Raw genomic sequence first — 17,731 nt, forward strand, 5'->3', positions numbered from 1 at the left:
CGGCCCCGCGCCCGGGCGTCCGCCCCGGGCGCGGCCGTCCTGTCCTAGTACTCCTTGGGGACGAACGAATTGATCATCTTGTAGTCCTCTTCGAGGGCGGCCGCGGCCCGCTCCTGCTCCTCGCTCGCCTCCCCCATCGCGGAGGCGTGCACGGCCTGCATCCGCTCGGCGTTGGTGATCGCGAGCTGCTGGTTGGCGGCGACGTAGCCGCGCAGCTCCTCCTCGTACGCGGCGAACGCCTTGCGGTGGTCGCCGTCCGCCGCCTTCAGCTCGCCGGCGAGCACGTACGCGCCGAGCATCGCCACGCTGGTGCCCTGGCCGGAGGCGGGCGAGCCGCAGTACCCGGCGTCGCCGAGCAGGGCGACGCGGCCGTCCGACCACGTGTCCATGTGGATCTGCGCCATCGTGTCGCAGTGGAAGTCGGGCGCGTCCCACATGTACTCCAGGAACCGGTCGACCGGCGGCGCCGCCTTCCCGAACCGCCGCGCGATCAGCCGCTTGTGCGTCTCAGCGTCGCGCGGGTCGAACGAGGCGGCCGCCTCCTCGTCGTCGAACCCGAAGTAGACGCGCAGCTCGGCGTTGCCGCGCACGCTCATCGCCATGCCGCCCATCGGCTCGCCCTCGACCTGGTACATCGTCTGCCAGCGGTCCAGGCCGAGGAAGTTCGGCGCCGTCCAGACCGCGATCAGGCCCGTGCCGAGCGGGCGCAGGTGCTCGCGCTCGGGGCCGAACACCAGCGCGCGGGTGGAGGAGTGCAGCCCGTCCGCGGCGACGACCAGGTCGAACGTGCGGGACGTACCGCCGTCGAACCGCACCCGCACCTCGTGCTCGTCCTGCTCCAGCGCCGCGATCGAGTCGCCGAACAGGTACTCGACGCCGTCGCCGCCCGCCCCGACGATGATCGAGACGAGGTCGTCGCGCAGGATCTCCACGTCGGGGCTCTCCACCGCGCCGCCGCTCGCGGTGTAGTCGGTCGAGCGGAACAGCTCCTCGCCGTTCGGGTCCACCATCGACACGCCGCGCAGGTTCGTGCCGTCGCGCCGGATCGCCTCCAGCACCCCCATGCGCTCGGCCACGGCCAGTGCCGGGCCGCGCACGTCGATCGCCTGGCCGCCGGGGCGCAGGCCCGGCGCCCGCTCGACGACCGTCACCCCGTACCCGTGCCGCCTCAGCCAGTACGCCAGTGCCGGGCCCGCCACACTGGCCCCGGAGATGAGTACGTTCATGTTCCGCCGCCTTCTCGTCGTCGTGCTTTCCGCGTCCCTGCTTCCGAAGGGTCGGTGAAGGCGCTGACGGAACGCTGACGGGACGCTCACAGAGGCCGTGCGCCACCGTCAGCGCGCTGACGCGCGCGCCGCGTCGCGCCGACCCGCCCGGCGGCGCGCGTCAGCCCGCGAGGCCGCCGAGCAGCTTCCAGGTACGGGCCCGGTCGGCCGGACCGGCGAGGTCGGAGTGGGTGAACACGATCTCGGTCGCGCCCGCGTCGCGGTAGCTCCGCACGGCGTCCGCCACCTTCCGCTCGTCCCCGAGGACGACCAGGTCGGCGGCCCGTTCCGCGCCCTCCAGCGCGATGACCCGCTGGTAGGAGGGGATGCGGTCGTAGAACGAGGTCCGCCGCGCGGCGGCCTCCCGCGCGGCGTCCACGTCGGAGGCCGTGCCCCCGACGACGAACGCGACGACGCGCGGCGCGGGACGCCCGGCGCGTTCGGCGGCGGCGGTGATCGCCGGGACGATGTGCTCGCCGAGCGTGCGCGGGCCCGCGAGCAGCGGCAGCGTGCCGTCGGCGAGCTCGCCGGCCACCCGCAGCGCCCGCGGGGCCATCGCGGCCACCAGCAGCGGCACCGGCGGCTCGGTCCCGCCCGGCAGGACGGTCGGCATCGCGGGCGCGACGGTCAGCGTCTCGCCCTGGAAGTCGCCCGGCCCGCCCGCCAGCAGTCCCCGCAGCGCGGTGAGGAACTCGGCCATGCGGGTGATCGGCCGCTCGTACGGCACGCCGAAGACCGGCTCGACGAACGCCTTCGCGCCGAGCGCGAGCCCGAGGTGGAACCGGCCGCCCGTCGCCGCCTGCGCGGTCTGCGCCTGCCCCGAGACCAGCAGCGGATGCCTCGGGAAGATCGGCACCGCGGACGTCCCGACGGCGAGCCCGGGGACCTCGCGGCCGACGATCCCGGCGAGGGCGATCGCGTCGTAGTCGGTCCGCTGCCCGAGCCAGGCCGACCGCAGGCCCGCCTCCGCGGCCTCCCGCGCGTCGGCGACGATCGCGTCCACGGAGTTCCCGGACGGCGGCGTGTACAGCGCTACTCCGATGCTCATGGCGGCGGCAACCCCGGCTGATTCCCGACTATTCCCATCGGAGAGGTTGGCGGCCGGAGCGGGCCATCATGGTCCCTATGTCTTCCGCGGTCTTCCTCATCACCGGCGTGCAGGCCGCGGGCAAGTCCACGGTCGCGCAGGCGCTCGCCGAACGGTTCCCGAAGTCGGCGCACGTGCGCGGCGACGCGTTCCGCCGGTTCGTCGTGTCGGGCCGCGAGGAGATGGACGCCGAGCCGTCCGCCGAGGCACTGGGACAGCTCCGGCTGCGGCACCGGCTCGCGGCGGACGCCGCCGACACCTACGCCGAGGCGGGTTTCACCGCCGTCCTCCAGGACGTGATCCTCGGCGACCTGCTCACGTGGACGGCCGCGCGCGTGCGCACCCGTCCGCTCTACGTCGTCGTCCTCGCCCCGCGCCCCGACGCGGTCGCCGCGCGCGAGGCGTCGCGGGCGAAGAGCGCGTACGGGACGTTCAGCGTGGCCGACCTCGACGGCGTCCTCCGCGCGACCACGCCCCGCATCGGCCTCTGGCTGGACACCTCGGAGCAGACCGTCGAGGAGACCGTGGACGAGATCCTCGCCCGCCGCGTCCCCTACGAGGGCCCGCCTGCCTGACGCCTCACAGGGAGAGGACGGCGCGGAGGAGCCGTTCCTGGAACGCGGCGACGTCGCTGCCCACCGCCACCTTGATCGGGGAACGGTGGTCCTCGGCGGGCAGGGAACGGGCGTCCCAGATCGTGGTGTCCCGGGTCAGCTCGCCCCGCAGCTCCACGCGGACGGCTCGTTCGACGTACTCGCCGAGGTCCGGGTCGACGGCCAGCATCGCGGCGAGCGCGTCGTGGATGACGGCGCCGCGCCGCCCCAGCGTCGCGGTGTAGGCGTCGGCGTAGAACTGGAGGATGCCGCTCGCGAAGCGCGCCGCGTCCGAGTCGTGCTCGGAGAGCCGGATCAGCCAGTCCTCGTGGACGGCCGTCGGGTGCGTCGCGTCGAGCGGCACCAGCACGACCGGCCATCCGGCGGCGAACACCAGGTCTGCGGCCTCGGGGTCGTGCCAGATGTTCGCCTCGGCGTGCGTGGTGATGTTGCCCGGGTGGCCGAACGCGCCGCCCATCACCACCACCTCGCGGACCAGCGACGGCAGCTCGGCGTCCAGCAGCAGCGCCGCCCCGAGGTTGGTCAGCGGGCCGGTCGCGAGGACCGTCAGCTCGCCGGGGTGTTCGCGCGCGAGCCGTACGAGCTGCGCGGGCGCGGTCTCGGCGACGGGGCGCCCGGCGGGTTCGGGCAGGTGCGTGTCGCCGAGGCCGTCCGTCCCGTGCCAGTCCAGCGCGTAGTGGACGGCCTGCGCCATCGGACGGGCCGCGCCGACCGCCACCGGGACGTCCCGTACGCCGGTCAGCTCCAGCACGCGCAGGGTGTTGAGCGCGCCGGTCATCGGGTCGATGTTGCCGTGCACCGTGCCGACGCCCGCGAGCTCCGCGTCGCCCTCGCGGACGAGGGCCGCCAGGTAGAGCAGGGTCATCGCGTCGTCGATGCCGGTGTCGCAGTCGAAGAGGATCTTGTGCACAGGCGCCGTCCTGGGAGCCGGAAGGGACGTGGGAGGGCGCCTGGACGGCCGCCGTCCCAACGTGCGGACGGGCGGTGATCCTATCCGCGGCCCCGGCCCGGGAGCGCCCTAGGAGTCGAGCATCCGGATCATGGCCTGCGTCCACCAGGCGAGCGTTTCGGCGGACGTGGCGTCCGTGAGGCCGGCGCTGCGCCGGAACTCGGCGCCCACCACGGGGTCGAGCGCGACGCCCTGATGCAGCGCGGCGACCGCGAGCTGGACGCGCCGCCGGTCGGGCCGCGCGCGGCCCTCGGCCCGGGCCCGTTCGCAGAGCGCGTCGACGACGGGCGCCAGCATCCCGCTGCCGGAGTCGCGCCACCCGGACCGGTGCAGCGCGAGGGCCAGCTCGGCGTAGCCGTCGGCGTACACCGCGGCGAGCGATCCCACGATCTGCTCGACGTCGTCGCCGCCGACCTTCTCCAGCCGCTGCTTGAGGCGGACCCCGCCGTGCCTGAGCAGCGCCTGGAGGAGCCGGTCGCGGTTGCCGAAGTGGTGGTTGACCGCGGCGTCGGTGACCCCGACCCGGGCGGCGACGGCGCGGACCTGCACCGCGGCGACCCCGCCGGTGGCGAGCAGCCGCTCGGCCGCCTCCAGGATGAGCCGCCTGGCCTCCTCGGGATCCCGGCGCACGCGTGGTGTCATACCGCCGACCTTACCTTGACTTCTCAAGGCGAGCGGTTACATTGATGGGCCAAGGTAACTGCGGAGGGACGCGCCATGCTGACCATCGAGGACATCGCCGGCGAGCTGCCGGGCACGCCGGAGCCGGCCGGGCTCAAGCCCCTGTTCCGCGGCGTCTGGCGGATCGCGCCGCCGCTGGCGCTGCCCGGGACCCCGTCCGGCGCCCGGGTGATCGTCGGCATCACGGACGGGTTCCTCCGGGGCCGCGGGCTCACCGCCCGCCTCACCGGCGCGGCGGCGGACTGGATGGCCGTCGCGCCCGACGGCGTCGGGACGATGGACTGGCGCGGCCAGGTCGCCACCGAGGACGGGGAGGTCGTCTACCTCCACGGGACCGGCCGCATGGACACCGCGCACGGCACCGGCGCGCTCGCCTTCGGGTCGTGCCTCTTCGAGACCGGGGCCGAACGGCTCCGCTGGCTCAACGCCCTCCAGGCGGTCTACCGGTCCAGGACCGTCGGCTACGGGACCCCCGACGCCACGTACCACGACGAGTACTACGAGCTGGTCTAGCCGCCGGACCCGTGGACGGGGACGGCTCAGGCGGTGTCGACCACCTGGAACGACTCGGCGAGCCGTCCCTCCGGGAGCCCGGCGGACGCCGCGTTCGCCGACAGCCAGCCGCGCAGCATCTCCGGCAGGCCGTCGCCCATGTGGCCGGTCTGGCTGGCGTGCGCCCGCAGCGCGCTCACCTTGCGGTCGAACCGGTCGGTGATGTCCACGTGGTGGTCGGCGGCCGGTCCGCCGCTGATCCACACCTCGCGCGCCGTCCACGCCTCCAGGCCCTCCTCGGAGAGCAGCTCGGGGAAGGCGTACGGGTTGCGGGCGTCGGGGTAGACGGCGTCGAGCGCCGCGGCGCCGACCGCGCGGTGGTCCGGGTGGCTCGGGTAGATGCGCTGGTAGTCGCGCTCCGGGCTCGGCATCAGCACCCGGTCGGGCCGGACCTGCCGGATCACCCGGGCGATGTCGCGGCGCAGGCCGAGGGTCGCCTCCACCCGCCCGTCCGGATAGCCGAGGAACCGGACGTCGCTCACGCCCACGCACTTGGCGGCGGCGCGCTGCTCGTCCCGGCGCAGCGCGGCCATCTCGGCGCGGGTGATCCCGTCGTCGAACCCGCCCGCGTCGCCGTCGGTGACCATGAGGTACACCACCTCGATCCCGCGGTCCGTCCAGCCCGCCACCGTTCCGGCGGCGCCGAAGTCGACGTCGTCGGGATGCGCCATCACGGCCAGGATCCGCCGCACGTCACTGTCGTCCATAACGTTGGTCACGCTTTCAACCATATGCGCCGACCGCCCGCTCACGCCCTTCCCGCCCTCGCCCCCTGGTCGAGGCCCGGTCGAGCCCCGCTCGACTCCCGCTCGACTCCCGCCGGGTCCGCGCCCGCGCCCGCCCCGGCGTTCTCGGCGATCTTCGATCGGGGCTGGGACTCGGGGCCGGACCGGGGTACAGCAGAGACATGCGCAAACTCATCAACGCCCCCGCGGACGTCGTCTCCGACGCGCTGCGCGGGCTCGCCGCGGCCCACCCGTCGCTGCGCGTCGACCCCGGCGCCGGGACCGTCGTGCGGGCGGACGCGCCGCGGCGCGGGAAGGTCGCCCTGGTGTCGGGCGGCGGGTCCGGCCACGAGCCGCTGCACGCGGGGTTCGTCGGGTACGGGATGCTGGACGGGGCCTGCCCCGGCGAGGTCTTCACCTCCCCCGTGCCCGACCAGGTCATCGCCGCGACCATGGCCGTCAGCGGGGGCGCGGGCGTGCTGTACGTCGTGAAGAACTACACCGGCGACGTCCTCAACTTCCGGATGGCCGCCGAGCTGGCCGAGGACGAGGACATCGAGGCCGTCTCCGTCGTGGTGGACGACGACGTCGCGGTGGAGGACAGCACGTTCACCGCCGGGCGGCGCGGCACCGGCGCGACCCTGTTCGTCGAGAAGATCGCGGGCGCGCTGGCCGAGGAGGGCGCCCCGCTGGACGCCGTCGCCGCCGTCGCCCGGGAGGTCAACGAGCGCAGCCGCTCGTTCGGCGTGGCACTGTCGCCCGTCACCGTGCCCGCCGCGGGGGCCCCGACGTTCCAGCTCGGCGACGACGAGATGGAGCTCGGCATCGGCATCCACGGCGAGCCGGGCCGCGAGCGCGTGAAGATCGCGACCGCGGCGGAGATCGTGGACGCCGCGCTCACCGCGATCGACGCCGACATGCCGCTCGCGGGCTCCGAGCTGCTCGTCCTGGTGAACGGCATGGGCGGCACGCCGCTCATCGAGCAGTACGTCGCGTACGCGGCGGCGGCCGAGTGGCTGGACGGGCACGGCGCGACGGTCGCGCGGCCCCTCGTCGGGCCGTTCGTGACGAGCCTGGAGATGGCCGGGTGCATGGTCTCGGTCTGCCGCCTCACGCCCGAGCTGACCCGCCTCTGGGACGCCCCGGTCGAGACGCCCGCCCTGAGGTGGGGCCGGTGAGCGCCGGGGACGCCCCGTCCGCCCTGTCCGCCGCGGACGTCGCCGCCTGGATCCGCCGCGCGGCCGAACTGGTCGCCGCCGACGCCGAGCACCTGACCCGACTGGACGCCGCGATCGGCGACGGCGACCACGGCCTCAACCTCGACCGCGGGTTCGCCGCGGCGGTCGCCGCCCTGCCGTCCGGCGACGCCGCCCCGGGCAAGGTGCTGATCGCCGCCGGGCGCGCGATCGTGTCCAAGACCGGCGGCGCGTCGGGCCCCCTCTACGGAACGGCCCTGCGCCGCGCGGGCAAGGCGTTCGGCGACGCCGCCGAGATCGACGCGGCCGCCCTGGGCGCGGGACTCCAGGCCGCGCTGGACGGCGTCCGCGAGCTCGGCCAGGCCGAGCCGGGCGACAAGACCATGGTGGACGCCCTCGGCCCGGCGGCCGCCGCCGCCCTCGCCGCCGCCGACCTGCCGTCCGCCGTCCGGGCCGCCGCGGACGCCGCGTCCGAGGGGGCCGAGGCCACCGTCGCCATGCGGGCGCGCAAGGGCCGCGCCAGCTACCTGGGCGAACGCAGCGTCGGCCACATGGACCCCGGGGCCGCCTCGACGGCGCTGCTGCTGCGCGCCCTGGCCGACGTCGCGTCGTCCCGCTGACCGGAAGGGGGAGTCGAACATGGTGGGGATCGTTCTCGTCTCGCACAGCGCCGCCCTGGCGGCCGGGACCGCCGAGGTCGCGCAGGCCATGGGCGTCGGCAAGGCCGTCGTCGAACCCGCCGGAGGCGACACCGGCGGCGGCCTCGGCACGAGCCCCGAACTGGTCGAACGCGCCATCGCCGCCGCCGACGACGGCGACGGCGTCGTCCTGCTCGCCGACCTCGGCAGCTCCGTCCTGACGGCGAAGCTCGCCATCGAGGACGCGGAGGAAGACGCCGACGGCCCGGCAGGCGCGGCAGGCGCGGCAAGCGCGGCGGGCCGGGGCGTACGGCTCGTTCTGGCGGACGCCCCGCTGGTCGAGGGCGCGATCGCCGCCGCGTCCATGGCCGCGACCGGCGCCGACCTGGACGCGGTGCGGGCCGCCGCCGAATCGGCCCGCGACCACCGCAAGACGTGAGCCCGCGACCGGCGCCCGTCCGCGCCGTGCGGGCGGGCGCGGCTTCGCGGCCGGGTCAGCCGGGGCCTTGGAGGAGGGTGGCGAGAGAGGACGTCAGCGGGGGCCCGGTCGGGTCGCCCCTCACCTCGAAGACGCGCGGCGCCGAAACGCCGGCCTCATCGGTCCCGCCGGATTCGTCGGTCCCGCCGGTCCGGTCGGTCCCGCCGGATTCGTCGGCGTCGATCGTGATGCGGTAGGCGGGCAGGTCCGCGCCGACCTCTTCGGGCTCGCGGGCGGACGCCAGCTCCTCCACCGCCGCCCGGACCCGTTCGGCCTGCTCGGCGGGCAGGTCGGCGGTGTCGTACAGGGCGACCATCACCTCGCGCCCGGCGAACCCGCCCGTGCTCTCGATCTTCACCCGCATCGCACCCCGCCGCCTTCCGCCGCCCACCGCCCGACCCGGCCGCGGCCACCGCCCGCCGCCCGACGTCCGCCCGGTCGCCGCCGGTCCTCGCGGGGCGGCGGCCGGGCCTCGGGCGTCGTCCGGCGGGCTACTTGCTGAACGCCCGCCGCAGCTCCTCCAGATCGTCGCGCAGGATGTCGTCGTCGTCCAGCGGGCCGCGCTGCGCGAGCCTGTCGGCGCCGATGGCCCGGTATTCCGGCATCTGCATGGTGCCGCAGCACCGCGAACGGTCCTGCTCGGCCCGCAGGCTCGCCGAGGTCTCGTCGTACGGCTCGACCTCGGTCGCGTCCCGGCCGTCGCCGGTGTAGTCGGCGTCGGTCATCCTCATCCGTCCGCTCATCAGGTCCGCCAGTGGGGTCGCCGCCGTGGTGACCTCGCGGACCGCGAACCGGTTGCGGATGAACGTCCGGTACACGGCCGGGTCGCCCCGGCTCGCCGAGAGCTGGAGCATCTGGTTGGCCACGTCGGCGTACGCGGCGCCGGTGGCCGGGGACGCGACGATCGCGTCGAACAGCAGCTTGCACAGCCCGTTCGCGACCTCGATCAGGACGGCCGTCGGGTCCTTGGTGCGGCGCTGCCGGTCCAGCTCGAACGCGTAGACGTCGGCGAGGATGTCGTACAGCGCGCCGGTGAACACCTGCGAGATCGCGTGCACCTCGTTGCCGACCTCGCTCAGCTTGAGGTCGTTGTCGGCGTCGCGCAGGCCCGTCGGCAGCCCGAGCGCCCGGCCGAACTCCTCGGCGAGCGCGGGCAGGAACGACCGGTCGTGCAGGTTGGCCTTGGTGAGCGCGACGAGCGCCTCCGCCTGGTCGGGCTGGCCGAGCGCGACGAAGATGGCCGTGAGGTCGCCGAACGCCTCGTGCAGCCCGCCGGTCTGCGGCGGGTTGTCCGCGGAGAGCCAGCCGGGCTTCAGCCCGTCGAGGATCGCGTGGCCCATCTCGTGCGCGACGATGTCGAGCGAACGGCACGTGAAGACCTTGCCGTCCGCCGGTTGCCCCTGCGGGACGAAGAACAGGAACTTCAGCACCTTGGCCGTACGGCTGTAGAACGCGTTGGCGCCCACTCCGGCGTGCGGGTGCACGGTGATGCGGTCGGTGTTGCCGCCGACGTTCCACGCGAACGGGATCGGGTCGCCCCCGTTGTGCCGCTCGTACATGGACAGGGTGAGGCGCGCGACGGCGAACGTGTGCGCGCAGTCGAACTGCGGGGTGTTCGGCGTGAAGATGAAGTCGCCTCCGGCGTTGCGGGCGACCGGGGCCACGTCCGCCAGCTCGGTCTGGATGCGGGTGTCCTTCGGGCCGTTCAGCACGACCGTCGGGACGAACACGACGCGCACCCCGAGCGAGGTGACCGACGGGTCCTGCTTGTAGACGAGGAACCGGTGGCCGTTCACCACGGGCACCGGGACCGGCACCTCGCGCCTGTCCGGCGCGGAGGGCGCGGCGCCCTCGACGCGCAGCGCCGCGGGCAGCCGGCCGAGCTGCGCCTCGGGGACCTCCAGGCCCGCGAGCGTCCGCTCGCCCGCCTGCTGGGTTGGGGCTTGCTGGTGGATCATCGTCGATGCCACCTTCCGTCACCGGGCGTGGGCCCCTGCTGGCCCACCGCTGCCGCGGGCGGACACGACGGTCCCCTGAGCGGGGAGCACGTCCAGGTGAGAGGTGATCAGGGGCCGTCGGCGCCGTCCTGTCCGGCCTACGGTCCGCCGGACGGCGGGGTGCGTCAAGCGAGGTGAACGGCGTCCCCGATCGTTTGTCCGCATCCGGACCGATGACCAGGAGCGACCGGCCGGACACCCATGTCGCGGGCCGGGCGGCGGCGCCCCGCGGACGGTTCCGCGAACGTGCGCGGCGGCCGGAGTGGCGGCATTTCGTCCGCGGCGGGCCGTAGACTCGCACATGATGTCGAAGACCGAAGCCCACCCCTTGCTCGATGGCCTCAACCCGCAGCAGCGCGCCGCCGTCGAGCACTCCGGCGGACCCCTGCTGATCGTCGCGGGCGCCGGCTCGGGCAAGACCCGCGTGCTGACCCACCGCATCGCCTACCTGCTGGGCGAGCGCGACGTCCACCCCGGGCAGATCCTGGCGATCACGTTCACCAACAAGGCCGCCGCCGAGATGAAGGAGCGGGTGGACGACCTGGTCGGCCCGCGCTCGCGCGCGATGTGGGTGATGACGTTCCACTCGGCGTGCGTGCGCATCCTGCGGCGCGAGGCCAAGCGGCTGGGCTTCCCGACGAGCTTCTCGATCTACGACCAGGCCGACGCGCGGCGGCTGATGGCCCTGGTCTGCCGCGAGCTCGACCTCGACCCCAAGCGCTATCCGCCGAAGTCGTTCTCCGCCCAGGTCTCCAACCTCAAGAACGAGCTGATCGACTACGAGACCTACAAGGCGCGGGCGTCCACGCACATGGAGCAGACGCTCGCCGAGGCGTACGAGATGTACCAGGCGCGGCTCCAGCAGGCCGGCGCGATGGACTTCGACGACCTGATCATGATGACGGTCAACCTGCTCCAGGTCTTCCCGGAGGCCGCCGAGCACTACCGGCGGCGGTTCCGGCACGTCATGGTCGACGAGTACCAGGACACCAACCACGCGCAGTACGAGCTGGTCCGCGAGCTGACCGCCCCGGTCGAGGGGGTGGGCCCCGCCGAGCTGTGCGTGGTGGGCGACGCCGACCAGTCGATCTACGCGTTCCGCGGCGCGACGATCCGCAACATCCTGGAGTTCGAGCGCGACTACCCCGACGCCACCACGATCCTGCTGGAGCAGAACTACCGCTCCACGCAGACGATCCTGTCGGCGGCCAACGCGGTGATCGAGCGCAACGCCGACCGCAAGCCGAAGAAGCTCTGGTCCGACCAGGGCGAGGGCCACAAGATCATCGGCTATGTGGCCGACAACGAGCACGACGAGGCCGCGTTCGTCGCGCACGAGACCGACAAGCTCACCGACGCGGGCGACGCCCGCCCCGGCGACGTCGCGATCTTCTACCGCACCAACGCGCAGTCCCGCGTCTTCGAAGAGGTGTTCATCCGCGTCGGCCTGCCCTACAAGGTCGTCGGCGGCGTCCGCTTCTACGAGCGCAAGGAGATCCGCGACCTGCTCGCCTACCTGCGCGTTCTCGCCAACCCCGAGGACACCGTCTCGCTGCGCCGCGTCCTCAACGTGCCCAAGCGGGGCATCGGCGACCGCGCCGAGGCGTGCGTCGAGGCGTACGCGTCGCGCGAGCGGATCTCGTTCTGGCAGGCGCTGCGCCGCCCCGAGGACGTGCCGGGCATGGCGACCCGTTCGATCAACGCGGTCCGCGAGTTCGTCGCGCTCCTCGACGAACTGCGCGGCGCGGCGGAGTCGGCGACGCCCGCCGAGCTGGTCGACCAGGTGCTGACCAAGAGCGGCTACCTCGCTGAGCTCCAGGCGTCCAAGGACCCGCAGGACGAGACCCGCGTGGAGAACCTCCAGGAGATGGAGGCCGTCGCCCGCGAGTTCGAGGAGCGCCTCGACGGCGAGTCCGCCGAGGGCCGCCTGCCCGACTTCCTGGAGCAGGTCGCGCTCGTCGCCGACGCCGACTCGATCCCCGGCGGCGCCAAGGGCGCGCCCGTCCCGCCCGGCGAGCAGCCGGAGGAGACCGAGCAGGGCGTCGTCACGCTGATGACCCTGCACACCGCGAAGGGCCTGGAGTTCCCGGTCGTGTTCCTCACCGGCATGGAGGACGGGGTCTTCCCGCACCTGCGCGCCATGAGCAACCCCAAGGAGCTCGAAGAGGAGCGCCGCCTCGCCTACGTCGGCATCACCCGCGCCCGGCAGCGCCTCTACCTGAGCCGCGCCACCATGCGCAGCTCGTGGGGCGCCCCGCAGGTCAACCCGCCGTCGCGGTTCCTCGGCGAGGTCCCGCCGTCGCTCATGGAGTGGGAGCGCGAGACGTCCACCACGTCCCCCGCGATGGCGTCGATGGCGTCCCGCCCCGGCGTCCGCTCCCCGGGCAACCGCGCCGTCCCGTCCCTGTCGCCGGGCGACAAGGTCACGCACGACTCGTTCGGGCTGGGCACGGTCGTCTCCGTCGACGGCGGCGGCGAGAAGGCGGCGGCCAGCGTCGACTTCGGCGGCGAGTACGGCGTCAAGCGCCTGGTCCTGCGCTACGCCCCGGTCGAGAAGCTCTGACGGGCCGTTGCTGATCGAGCACAGGGGCCGTCGCCCCGCCGTCATCGGCGACGCCGTCCTGATCGGGCCGCACGCCCACGTCAACGGCGCGACGATCGAGGACGAGGTCTTCGTCGCGACCGGCGCGTCGGTGTTCCCCGGCGCCGTCGCGGGCGCCCGTTCCGAGCTGCGGATCAACAGCGTCCTGCACGTCAACTCGCGGCTGGCCCCGGCGCGGTCCTGCCCATCGGCTGGATCGCCGCGGGCGACCCGGCCGAGGCGTTCCCGCCCGGCCGCCACGACGAGCTGTGGGAGGTCCAGCGCGAGATGGACTTCCCCGGCACCGTCTACGGCGTGCCGCGCGGCGCCTCGATGCGCGAGATCATGGCCCGCCAGGCCGACTTCTACGGCGCCCACCTGGACGACCGCCCGCTCGGCTGACGGGGCCTCAGAGCAGCCGGACGGCCAGGTCCTCGGCGATGCCGCCGTGCCGGTCCACGACCGTCCCGAACACGTCGAACACCGGTGCCCTGACCATGATCAGAGCCTGGCCCGGGAACGAGCGCCCCCCGCGCGGTCGTTCCCCTTACATGGCAACGGTCGGCACCATCGGGCTCTGGGACGCGGTCGCGGACGAACGCCGCGGCCTCGCGGACCTGCTGGACACCCTGACGCCCGGCCAGCTCGCCACCCCGAGCCTGTGCGCCGCCTGGACCGTACGGGACGTCGCGGCGCACCTGGTGGCGGCGGTGGAGGTCGGGATGCCGTCGTTCGTCTGGACGGTGCTCGCCAGCCGGGGCGACGTGCACGCCGCCAGCCGCAAGTGCACGGCGCTCGTCGCGTCCCGCCCCGTACCGGAACTCGCCGGAGCCCTGCGCCGCAAGGCCGGCCAGCGGTCCCGCCTGCGCGGGCCGGAGGGCCCGCTGACCGACATCCTCGTCCACGGCCAGGACATCAGGCGCCCCCTCGGCCTGAGCCGCCGCATCCCCGAGAGCCCCCTGCTCGCCGCCCTGCGCTTCCTCACCGAGCAGCGGACCGTCGGCTTCGTCGCCAAGGGCGTCCTCAGCGGCCTGTCCTGGCAGGCGACCGACCTCGACTGGTCCCACGGCACGGGACCCGCCGTCCGGGGCCCCGCCGAAGCCCTCCTCCTCGCCATCACCGGCCGCCCCGCGGCCCTCCCCGACCTCCAAGGCGAAGGCACCCCCACCCTCCGAACCCGCTTGGCCCCCTGACCCGCCGATCACTCTGTCACCCGAGCACTCGGCCTACCGCTGGCTGGCCCCCGCCGAGACGGCCGCCACCGGCCTCACGCAGGAAACCGCCGAAACCATTCGCACCTGGGCCAGGACCCGCCACTGACCGCGCTCCACGGTCGGCCGTGGTGATCTTCACGGGTTAGGGTGCACGGAGATCTGGAGGAGGCGGCGTGTTCGGACTGCGGCTCGCGGAAGGGGCCGAGCTTCGGCCGTTGGAACCGTGGTCGGCGGGGGAGTTCGCCGCGCACGTGGACCGGGTTCGGGGCGATCTGCTGCCCTGGATCCCGTTCGCCAAGACCGTGGTGGACGAGGAGAGCGCGCGGGCCTATCTCCAGGGGTACGCCGAGCGGCAGGCGGCCGGGGGCGGGCGGATCTTCGGGATCTGGATCGACGGGGAGCTGAGCGGCGGGACGCTGTTCCGGGAGTTCGACGCCGAGGCCGGGGTGTGCGAGGTCGGCGTCTGGATGGGCGCGGCCGGGCGGGGGCGCGGGCTGGTGACGCGGGCCGTGCGGCACATGATCGACTGGGCGGTGCGGACGCGGGGGATCGCGCGGGTCGAGTGGCGCTGCGACCCGGGCAACGAGCGGAGCGCGGCGGCGGCGCGGCGGCTCGGGTTCACGCTGGAGGCGACGCTGCGGAGCGCCTACGTGCTGGACGGGCGGCGGCGGGACGTGCAGGTGTGGGCGCTGCTCGCGGAGGAGTGGCCCGCCTAGCGCGTGCCGGGTGGTGCGCGTGACCGAGTAGGTTCATGCGCGTTAACGAAGTTGACTCCTTACCCCCCGGGAGCCCCACGTGCACGTTGAGCAGGTGTGCCTGCTGCTGCTCGCCGCGCTGGCGGCTGGATGGGTGGACGCGGTGGTCGGCGGGGGCGGGCTGATCCAGCTCCCGGCGCTGATGCTGCTCAACCCGGGGCAGCCGGTCGCGACGGCGCTCGCCACCAACAAGCTCGGCTCGATCGCCGGAACGTCCTCGGCGGCGGTCGCCTACCTGCGCAAGGCCAAGCCCGACCTGGACGTCGCGCTGCCCGCCGCCGGGATCGCGGTCTGCTGCGCGGCGGGCGGCGCGCTGTGCGCCGCCGCGATCTCCTCCGCCCTGCTCAAGCCCGTGATCATGGTGGTGCTGCTGGCGGTGGCGGCGATCGTGGTGCTGAGGCCCGACCTCGGCCGGGTGCCGGGCCTGGTGCTGCGGACGCGGCGCAGGGTGGCGGCGGCGGTGCTGATCCCCGGCGTGCTGATCGCGTTCTACGACGGGCTGGTCGGGCCCGGCACCGGGACGTTCCTCGTGCTGGCGTTCACCGCGCTGCTCGGCGTCGACTTCGTCAACGCCTCCGCCAACGCCAAGATCATCAACACCGGCACCAACCTGGGCGCGCTGGCCGTGTTCGCCGCGCAGGGCCACGTGCTGTGGGCGCTCGGCCTCGGGATGGCGTGCTGCAACATCGTCGGCGCCCAGCTCGGCGCCCGCATGGCGATCAGCCGCGGCGCCGGGTTCGTACGGGTCGTCCTGCTGTGCGTGGTGTCGGCCCTGGTGGTCAAGCTCGGGTACGAGCAGTTCCTCGCCTGAACGGCGCGTCAGGCGGGCGGTACGGGGAGCGGCCGTTCGAGGGCGGCGAGGCTGAGCACGACCATCGACGCCGTCCACCCGAGCGGCGCGACCCCGGCGGGCTGGCCGCGTTCGCCGACCTTCTCCGGCAGGACGCCGAGGGACGTGCGGTGCCGCGACAGCCAGTCCAGGCGTCCGAGCGCCTCGTCCGTACGGCCCGACGTCGCCGCCGACAGCGTGAACAGCGCCATCTCCGGCGTCCACGCGACCAGCTTGTGGCCGGGCCACTTCTCGCCCGGCAGGACGCCGCCGTTCGGCAGCCTGAGCTTCTCCGCCGCGTTCTCGACCGCCGAGCTGACGCCCGGGTCGGCCGGGGCGAACGGCGGCGACAGGAACGTGACGGAGGTGTCCATCAGCCCGCCCGCCACGGGGGAGCGCGGGTAGCCGTGCGGGGTGAAGTGCCGGGCGACCGCGTCCGACAGCCGGTGCGCGGCCGAACGCCACTTGGCGGCCTGCCCGTCCTTGCCGTACCCGTCGGCGATCGCCGCCGCCGACCGCAGGCCCGCGAGGACGGGCCCGACCACGCCGAGCGTCGGCCGGTTCGGGTCCTGCTCGCGCCCCGAGCCGCGCTCCATGTAGTCGGACGAGGGCGGCGGCAGGCCGTCGCGGCCGAGCGACCCGGCGAGGTGGTCGGCGGCGCGCCGCACCATCGGCCACAGCTCCGGCAGCTCCTCCTCCGGCTGCTCGGCGCGGAACAGCCAGCTCGACCACAGCACCCACCCGAGCGAGTCGAGCTGCGGCGGGCGCCCGTCCGTCACGGCGCTGCCGTCGGCGTTGTAGCGCGCGGCCCACAGCCCGTTCTGGTGCTGGACGCGCGCCAGGAACCGCAGCACCCGCCGCGCCTCCGACGGATGCCCGGTCACCGCGAACGCGGCGGCGGCGAACGCCGAGTCGCGCGGCCAGCAGTACCGCCAGGCGCCGAACCACGACGCGAGCGACGCGCCGTTCGGACGGGTGAGCAGCCGCAGGTCGAGCAGGGAGCGGGCCGCCATGTCGCGGTAGCCGGTCGCGCGGGCCCGCTGCTCTTCGGCCGCCGCGCGCTCCTCGGGGCTCGCGGCGCCCTCCGGCTCCGCGGACGGACCGCCCGGCCGCTCGCCTCCCGGCTGCGGCTCCGGCCGCGCCGCCGGCGGTACGGGACGGGGCGCGACGAGGTCGGGGGGCGGGAGCAGCAGGTCACCGGTCCGGCCCAGCGGGCCGTCCGGCGGGGCCGCGTCCGGAGCGGGGGCCGAGGCGCCGCCCCGGCCGACCGCCGCGCCTCCGGGCCGTTCGGGCGACCGCGTCCAGACGCCGCGAGGCTGCGCCGCCGTCGGGGCGCCGGCCTGCGGGGACGCGGGCGGGCGCGGGGGCGCGGGGACGCGCGGCACGGAACGGGGCGCGGCGGCGCCGGTGACCGCCGCGCTCGAACCGGGCGCCGGGACGCCGTACCCCGGAACGGTTCCGTGCGCGAGCCACTCGCCGTCCGAACGGACCGCCGCGCTCACTCGGGAGTCGGACGGCTCGACGGTCGTCGGGGTGTCGGAGCCGAACGGGATCAGCCGGATCTGCCCGTTCCCGAGCCGTACGACGGAGCTGTCGCGCAGGTACGAGGCGCCGGGCGCGTCGATCGGGGAGAGCGGGGAGCCGTTGAACGGCCAGCCTCCGCCGCCGACCAGGCCGGGGCTCGCCCATCCCGCGCCGGGCCGGGTGGAGCCCTGGGCGCCGCAGGTGGAGACCAGCGCGGCGACGAGGAGCAGCGCCGCGGTCACGCGGGCGCGGCGCGGCACGCGCTCCGCGCCCCGTCGCGCGGGCGTCACCCTGTCCTCGGCCAAGGCCCCTCTTCCCTCAAAGGCCCCTCATCCCTCAAGGCCCCTCATCCCTCGTGAGAGGGCCCTCTCGCTTCGAAGCCCGGCTTCATCGCGGGGCGGAAACAAGTACATCAAACTCCGCCAAACCGTTCCTCCTCCCCAGGGGTCACCCGAGTCCTCCTCAAGAAGGGGAGATACCCCCGTACGACCAGCCGTTACCGAGACGTAGCGGGAGGACCCGACCCGGCGGCGTGACCATGGACGGGGGTTGACTAGGCTGCATCGACGGAGCGGACCGCAGAGTGGCAGGCCGCACGCACGCACGTGCACCCCCCACTCCGGCGGTCATAGGCATGTCGATCCGT

General features: G+C 74.5%; 17 protein-coding genes. 9 read left to right on the plus strand and 8 right to left on the minus strand.

The genetic code is table 11. From position 1 onward, the window contains the following. Positions 1-44: 44 nt before the first annotated feature. Both GEV43_RS19395 and GEV43_RS19400 read right to left on the minus strand, forming a co-directional pair. Positions 45-1,226: an FAD-dependent monooxygenase gene (locus GEV43_RS19395; RefSeq protein ID WP_160821906.1), complete on the minus strand. Its 1,182-nt coding sequence runs from the start codon at positions 1,224-1,226 to the stop codon at positions 45-47. Positions 1,227-1,386: 160 nt separating this feature from the next. Continuing rightward, positions 1,387-2,313 (minus strand): TIGR03564 family F420-dependent LLM class oxidoreductase, encoded by a 927-nt coding sequence (locus GEV43_RS19400; protein ID WP_160821907.1) that lies wholly within the window; start codon positions 2,311-2,313, stop codon positions 1,387-1,389. A 77-nt stretch (positions 2,314-2,390) separates the two neighbouring features. Here GEV43_RS19400 and GEV43_RS19405 point away from each other — a divergent pair, with 77 nt between their 5' ends. Then, entirely contained in the window at positions 2,391-2,927 is a 537-nt protein-coding gene (locus tag GEV43_RS19405; protein ID WP_206681215.1) for an AAA family ATPase, read from the plus strand. Positions 2,928-2,931: 4 nt separating this feature from the next. Here the strand turns inward: GEV43_RS19405 and GEV43_RS19410 are convergent, their stop codons facing one another. Further along, positions 2,932-3,876: a nucleoside hydrolase gene (locus tag GEV43_RS19410; RefSeq protein WP_309239718.1), complete on the minus strand. Its 945-nt coding sequence runs from the start codon at positions 3,874-3,876 to the stop codon at positions 2,932-2,934. A 108-nt stretch (positions 3,877-3,984) separates the two neighbouring features. Continuing rightward, the gene (locus GEV43_RS19415; protein ID WP_175250092.1) at positions 3,985-4,557 is read right to left on the minus strand and encodes a TetR/AcrR family transcriptional regulator; all 573 of its coding nucleotides are present in this window, start codon (positions 4,555-4,557) and stop codon (positions 3,985-3,987) included. Between the two features lie 75 nt (positions 4,558-4,632). Between GEV43_RS19415 and GEV43_RS19420 the strand changes: the two genes are divergently transcribed. Continuing rightward, entirely contained in the window at positions 4,633-5,109 is a 477-nt protein-coding gene (locus tag GEV43_RS19420) for a DUF3237 family protein (protein WP_160821909.1), read from the plus strand. Positions 5,110-5,135: 26 nt separating this feature from the next. On the opposite strand, the gene GEV43_RS19425 is transcribed toward GEV43_RS19420, so the two are convergent. Beyond that, positions 5,136-5,855: a PIG-L deacetylase family protein gene (locus tag GEV43_RS19425; protein ID WP_160824634.1), complete on the minus strand. Its 720-nt coding sequence runs from the start codon at positions 5,853-5,855 to the stop codon at positions 5,136-5,138. A 200-nt stretch (positions 5,856-6,055) separates the two neighbouring features. On the opposite strand from GEV43_RS19425, the gene dhaK reads away from it, so the two are divergent. The 3 genes from dhaK to GEV43_RS19440 are packed head-to-tail and all read left to right on the plus strand — an operon-like array spanning position 6,056 to position 8,146. Further along, a complete protein-coding gene (dhaK, locus tag GEV43_RS19430; protein WP_160821910.1) occupies positions 6,056-7,051 on the plus strand; it encodes a dihydroxyacetone kinase subunit DhaK in 996 nt (331 codons plus the stop codon). Continuing rightward, positions 7,048-7,689 (plus strand): dihydroxyacetone kinase subunit DhaL, encoded by a 642-nt coding sequence (gene dhaL, locus GEV43_RS19435; RefSeq protein ID WP_309239719.1) that lies wholly within the window; start codon positions 7,048-7,050, stop codon positions 7,687-7,689. The genes dhaK and dhaL overlap by 4 nt, the downstream gene beginning before the upstream one ends. Positions 7,690-7,708: 19 nt before the next feature. After that, positions 7,709-8,146: a PTS-dependent dihydroxyacetone kinase phosphotransferase subunit DhaM gene (locus GEV43_RS19440; RefSeq protein WP_160821911.1), complete on the plus strand. Its 438-nt coding sequence runs from the start codon at positions 7,709-7,711 to the stop codon at positions 8,144-8,146. A gap of 55 nt (positions 8,147-8,201) precedes the next feature. Here GEV43_RS19440 and GEV43_RS19445 read toward each other — a convergent pair whose 3' ends face one another. Together GEV43_RS19445 and GEV43_RS19450 are read right to left on the minus strand one after the other, a co-directional pair. Next, a complete protein-coding gene (locus tag GEV43_RS19445; protein ID WP_206681216.1) occupies positions 8,202-8,549 on the minus strand; it encodes a protealysin inhibitor emfourin in 348 nt (115 codons plus the stop codon). A gap of 127 nt (positions 8,550-8,676) precedes the next feature. Beyond that, complete coding sequence (locus GEV43_RS19450) at positions 8,677-10,143, minus strand: hypothetical protein (RefSeq protein ID WP_160821913.1); 1,467 nt, start codon at positions 10,141-10,143, stop codon at positions 8,677-8,679. A 343-nt stretch (positions 10,144-10,486) separates the two neighbouring features. Between GEV43_RS19450 and pcrA the strand changes: the two genes are divergently transcribed. The 4 genes from pcrA to GEV43_RS19475 all read left to right on the plus strand — a co-directional run bounded on the left by pcrA (position 10,487) and on the right by GEV43_RS19475 (position 15,543). After that, a complete protein-coding gene (gene pcrA / locus GEV43_RS19455; protein ID WP_206681217.1) occupies positions 10,487-12,745 on the plus strand; it encodes a DNA helicase PcrA in 2,259 nt (752 codons plus the stop codon). Between the two features lie 569 nt (positions 12,746-13,314). Further along, positions 13,315-13,956 (plus strand): maleylpyruvate isomerase family mycothiol-dependent enzyme, encoded by a 642-nt coding sequence (locus GEV43_RS19465; protein ID WP_160821914.1) that lies wholly within the window; start codon positions 13,315-13,317, stop codon positions 13,954-13,956. A gap of 194 nt (positions 13,957-14,150) precedes the next feature. Next, entirely contained in the window at positions 14,151-14,693 is a 543-nt protein-coding gene (locus GEV43_RS19470; protein WP_160821915.1) for a GNAT family N-acetyltransferase, read from the plus strand. A 79-nt stretch (positions 14,694-14,772) separates the two neighbouring features. Beyond that, the gene (locus GEV43_RS19475; RefSeq protein ID WP_160821916.1) at positions 14,773-15,543 is read left to right on the plus strand and encodes a TSUP family transporter; all 771 of its coding nucleotides are present in this window, start codon (positions 14,773-14,775) and stop codon (positions 15,541-15,543) included. A gap of 8 nt (positions 15,544-15,551) precedes the next feature. Here the strand turns inward: GEV43_RS19475 and GEV43_RS50535 are convergent, their stop codons facing one another. Continuing rightward, positions 15,552-17,390, minus strand: coding sequence for a glycoside hydrolase family 15 protein (locus tag GEV43_RS50535; RefSeq protein WP_241682955.1), 1,839 nt, complete (start codon positions 17,388-17,390; stop codon positions 15,552-15,554). Positions 17,391-17,731: the final 341 nt, after the last annotated feature.

Origin of the sequence: Actinomadura sp. J1-007 (assembly GCF_009793335.1) — a bacterium.
Classification (GTDB): Bacteria; Actinomycetota; Actinomycetes; order Streptosporangiales; family Streptosporangiaceae; genus Spirillospora; species Spirillospora yumaensis.

Coding starts and splice junctions, on each gene's coding strand:
- GEV43_RS19395 (WP_160821906.1), bottom strand. CDS start 1,226: ATGAACGTACTCATCTCCGGGGCCAGTGTGGCGGGCCCGGCACTGGCG.
- GEV43_RS19400 (WP_160821907.1), bottom strand. CDS start 2,313: ATGAGCATCGGAGTAGCGCTGTACACGCCGCCGTCCGGGAACTCCGTG.
- GEV43_RS19405 (WP_206681215.1), top strand. CDS start 2,391: ATGTCTTCCGCGGTCTTCCTCATCACCGGCGTGCAGGCCGCGGGCAAG.
- GEV43_RS19415 (WP_175250092.1), bottom strand. CDS start 4,557: ATGACACCACGCGTGCGCCGGGATCCCGAGGAGGCCAGGCGGCTCATC.
- GEV43_RS19420 (WP_160821909.1), top strand. CDS start 4,633: ATGCTGACCATCGAGGACATCGCCGGCGAGCTGCCGGGCACGCCGGAG.
- GEV43_RS19425 (WP_160824634.1), bottom strand. CDS start 5,855: ATGGACGACAGTGACGTGCGGCGGATCCTGGCCGTGATGGCGCATCCC.
- dhaK (WP_160821910.1), top strand. CDS start 6,056: ATGCGCAAACTCATCAACGCCCCCGCGGACGTCGTCTCCGACGCGCTG.
- GEV43_RS19440 (WP_160821911.1), top strand. CDS start 7,709: ATGGTGGGGATCGTTCTCGTCTCGCACAGCGCCGCCCTGGCGGCCGGG.
- GEV43_RS19445 (WP_206681216.1), bottom strand. CDS start 8,549: ATGCGGGTGAAGATCGAGAGCACGGGCGGGTTCGCCGGGCGCGAGGTG.
- GEV43_RS19450 (WP_160821913.1), bottom strand. CDS start 10,143: ATGATCCACCAGCAAGCCCCAACCCAGCAGGCGGGCGAGCGGACGCTC.
- pcrA (WP_206681217.1), top strand. CDS start 10,487: ATGTCGAAGACCGAAGCCCACCCCTTGCTCGATGGCCTCAACCCGCAG.
- GEV43_RS19465 (WP_160821914.1), top strand. CDS start 13,315: ATGGCAACGGTCGGCACCATCGGGCTCTGGGACGCGGTCGCGGACGAA.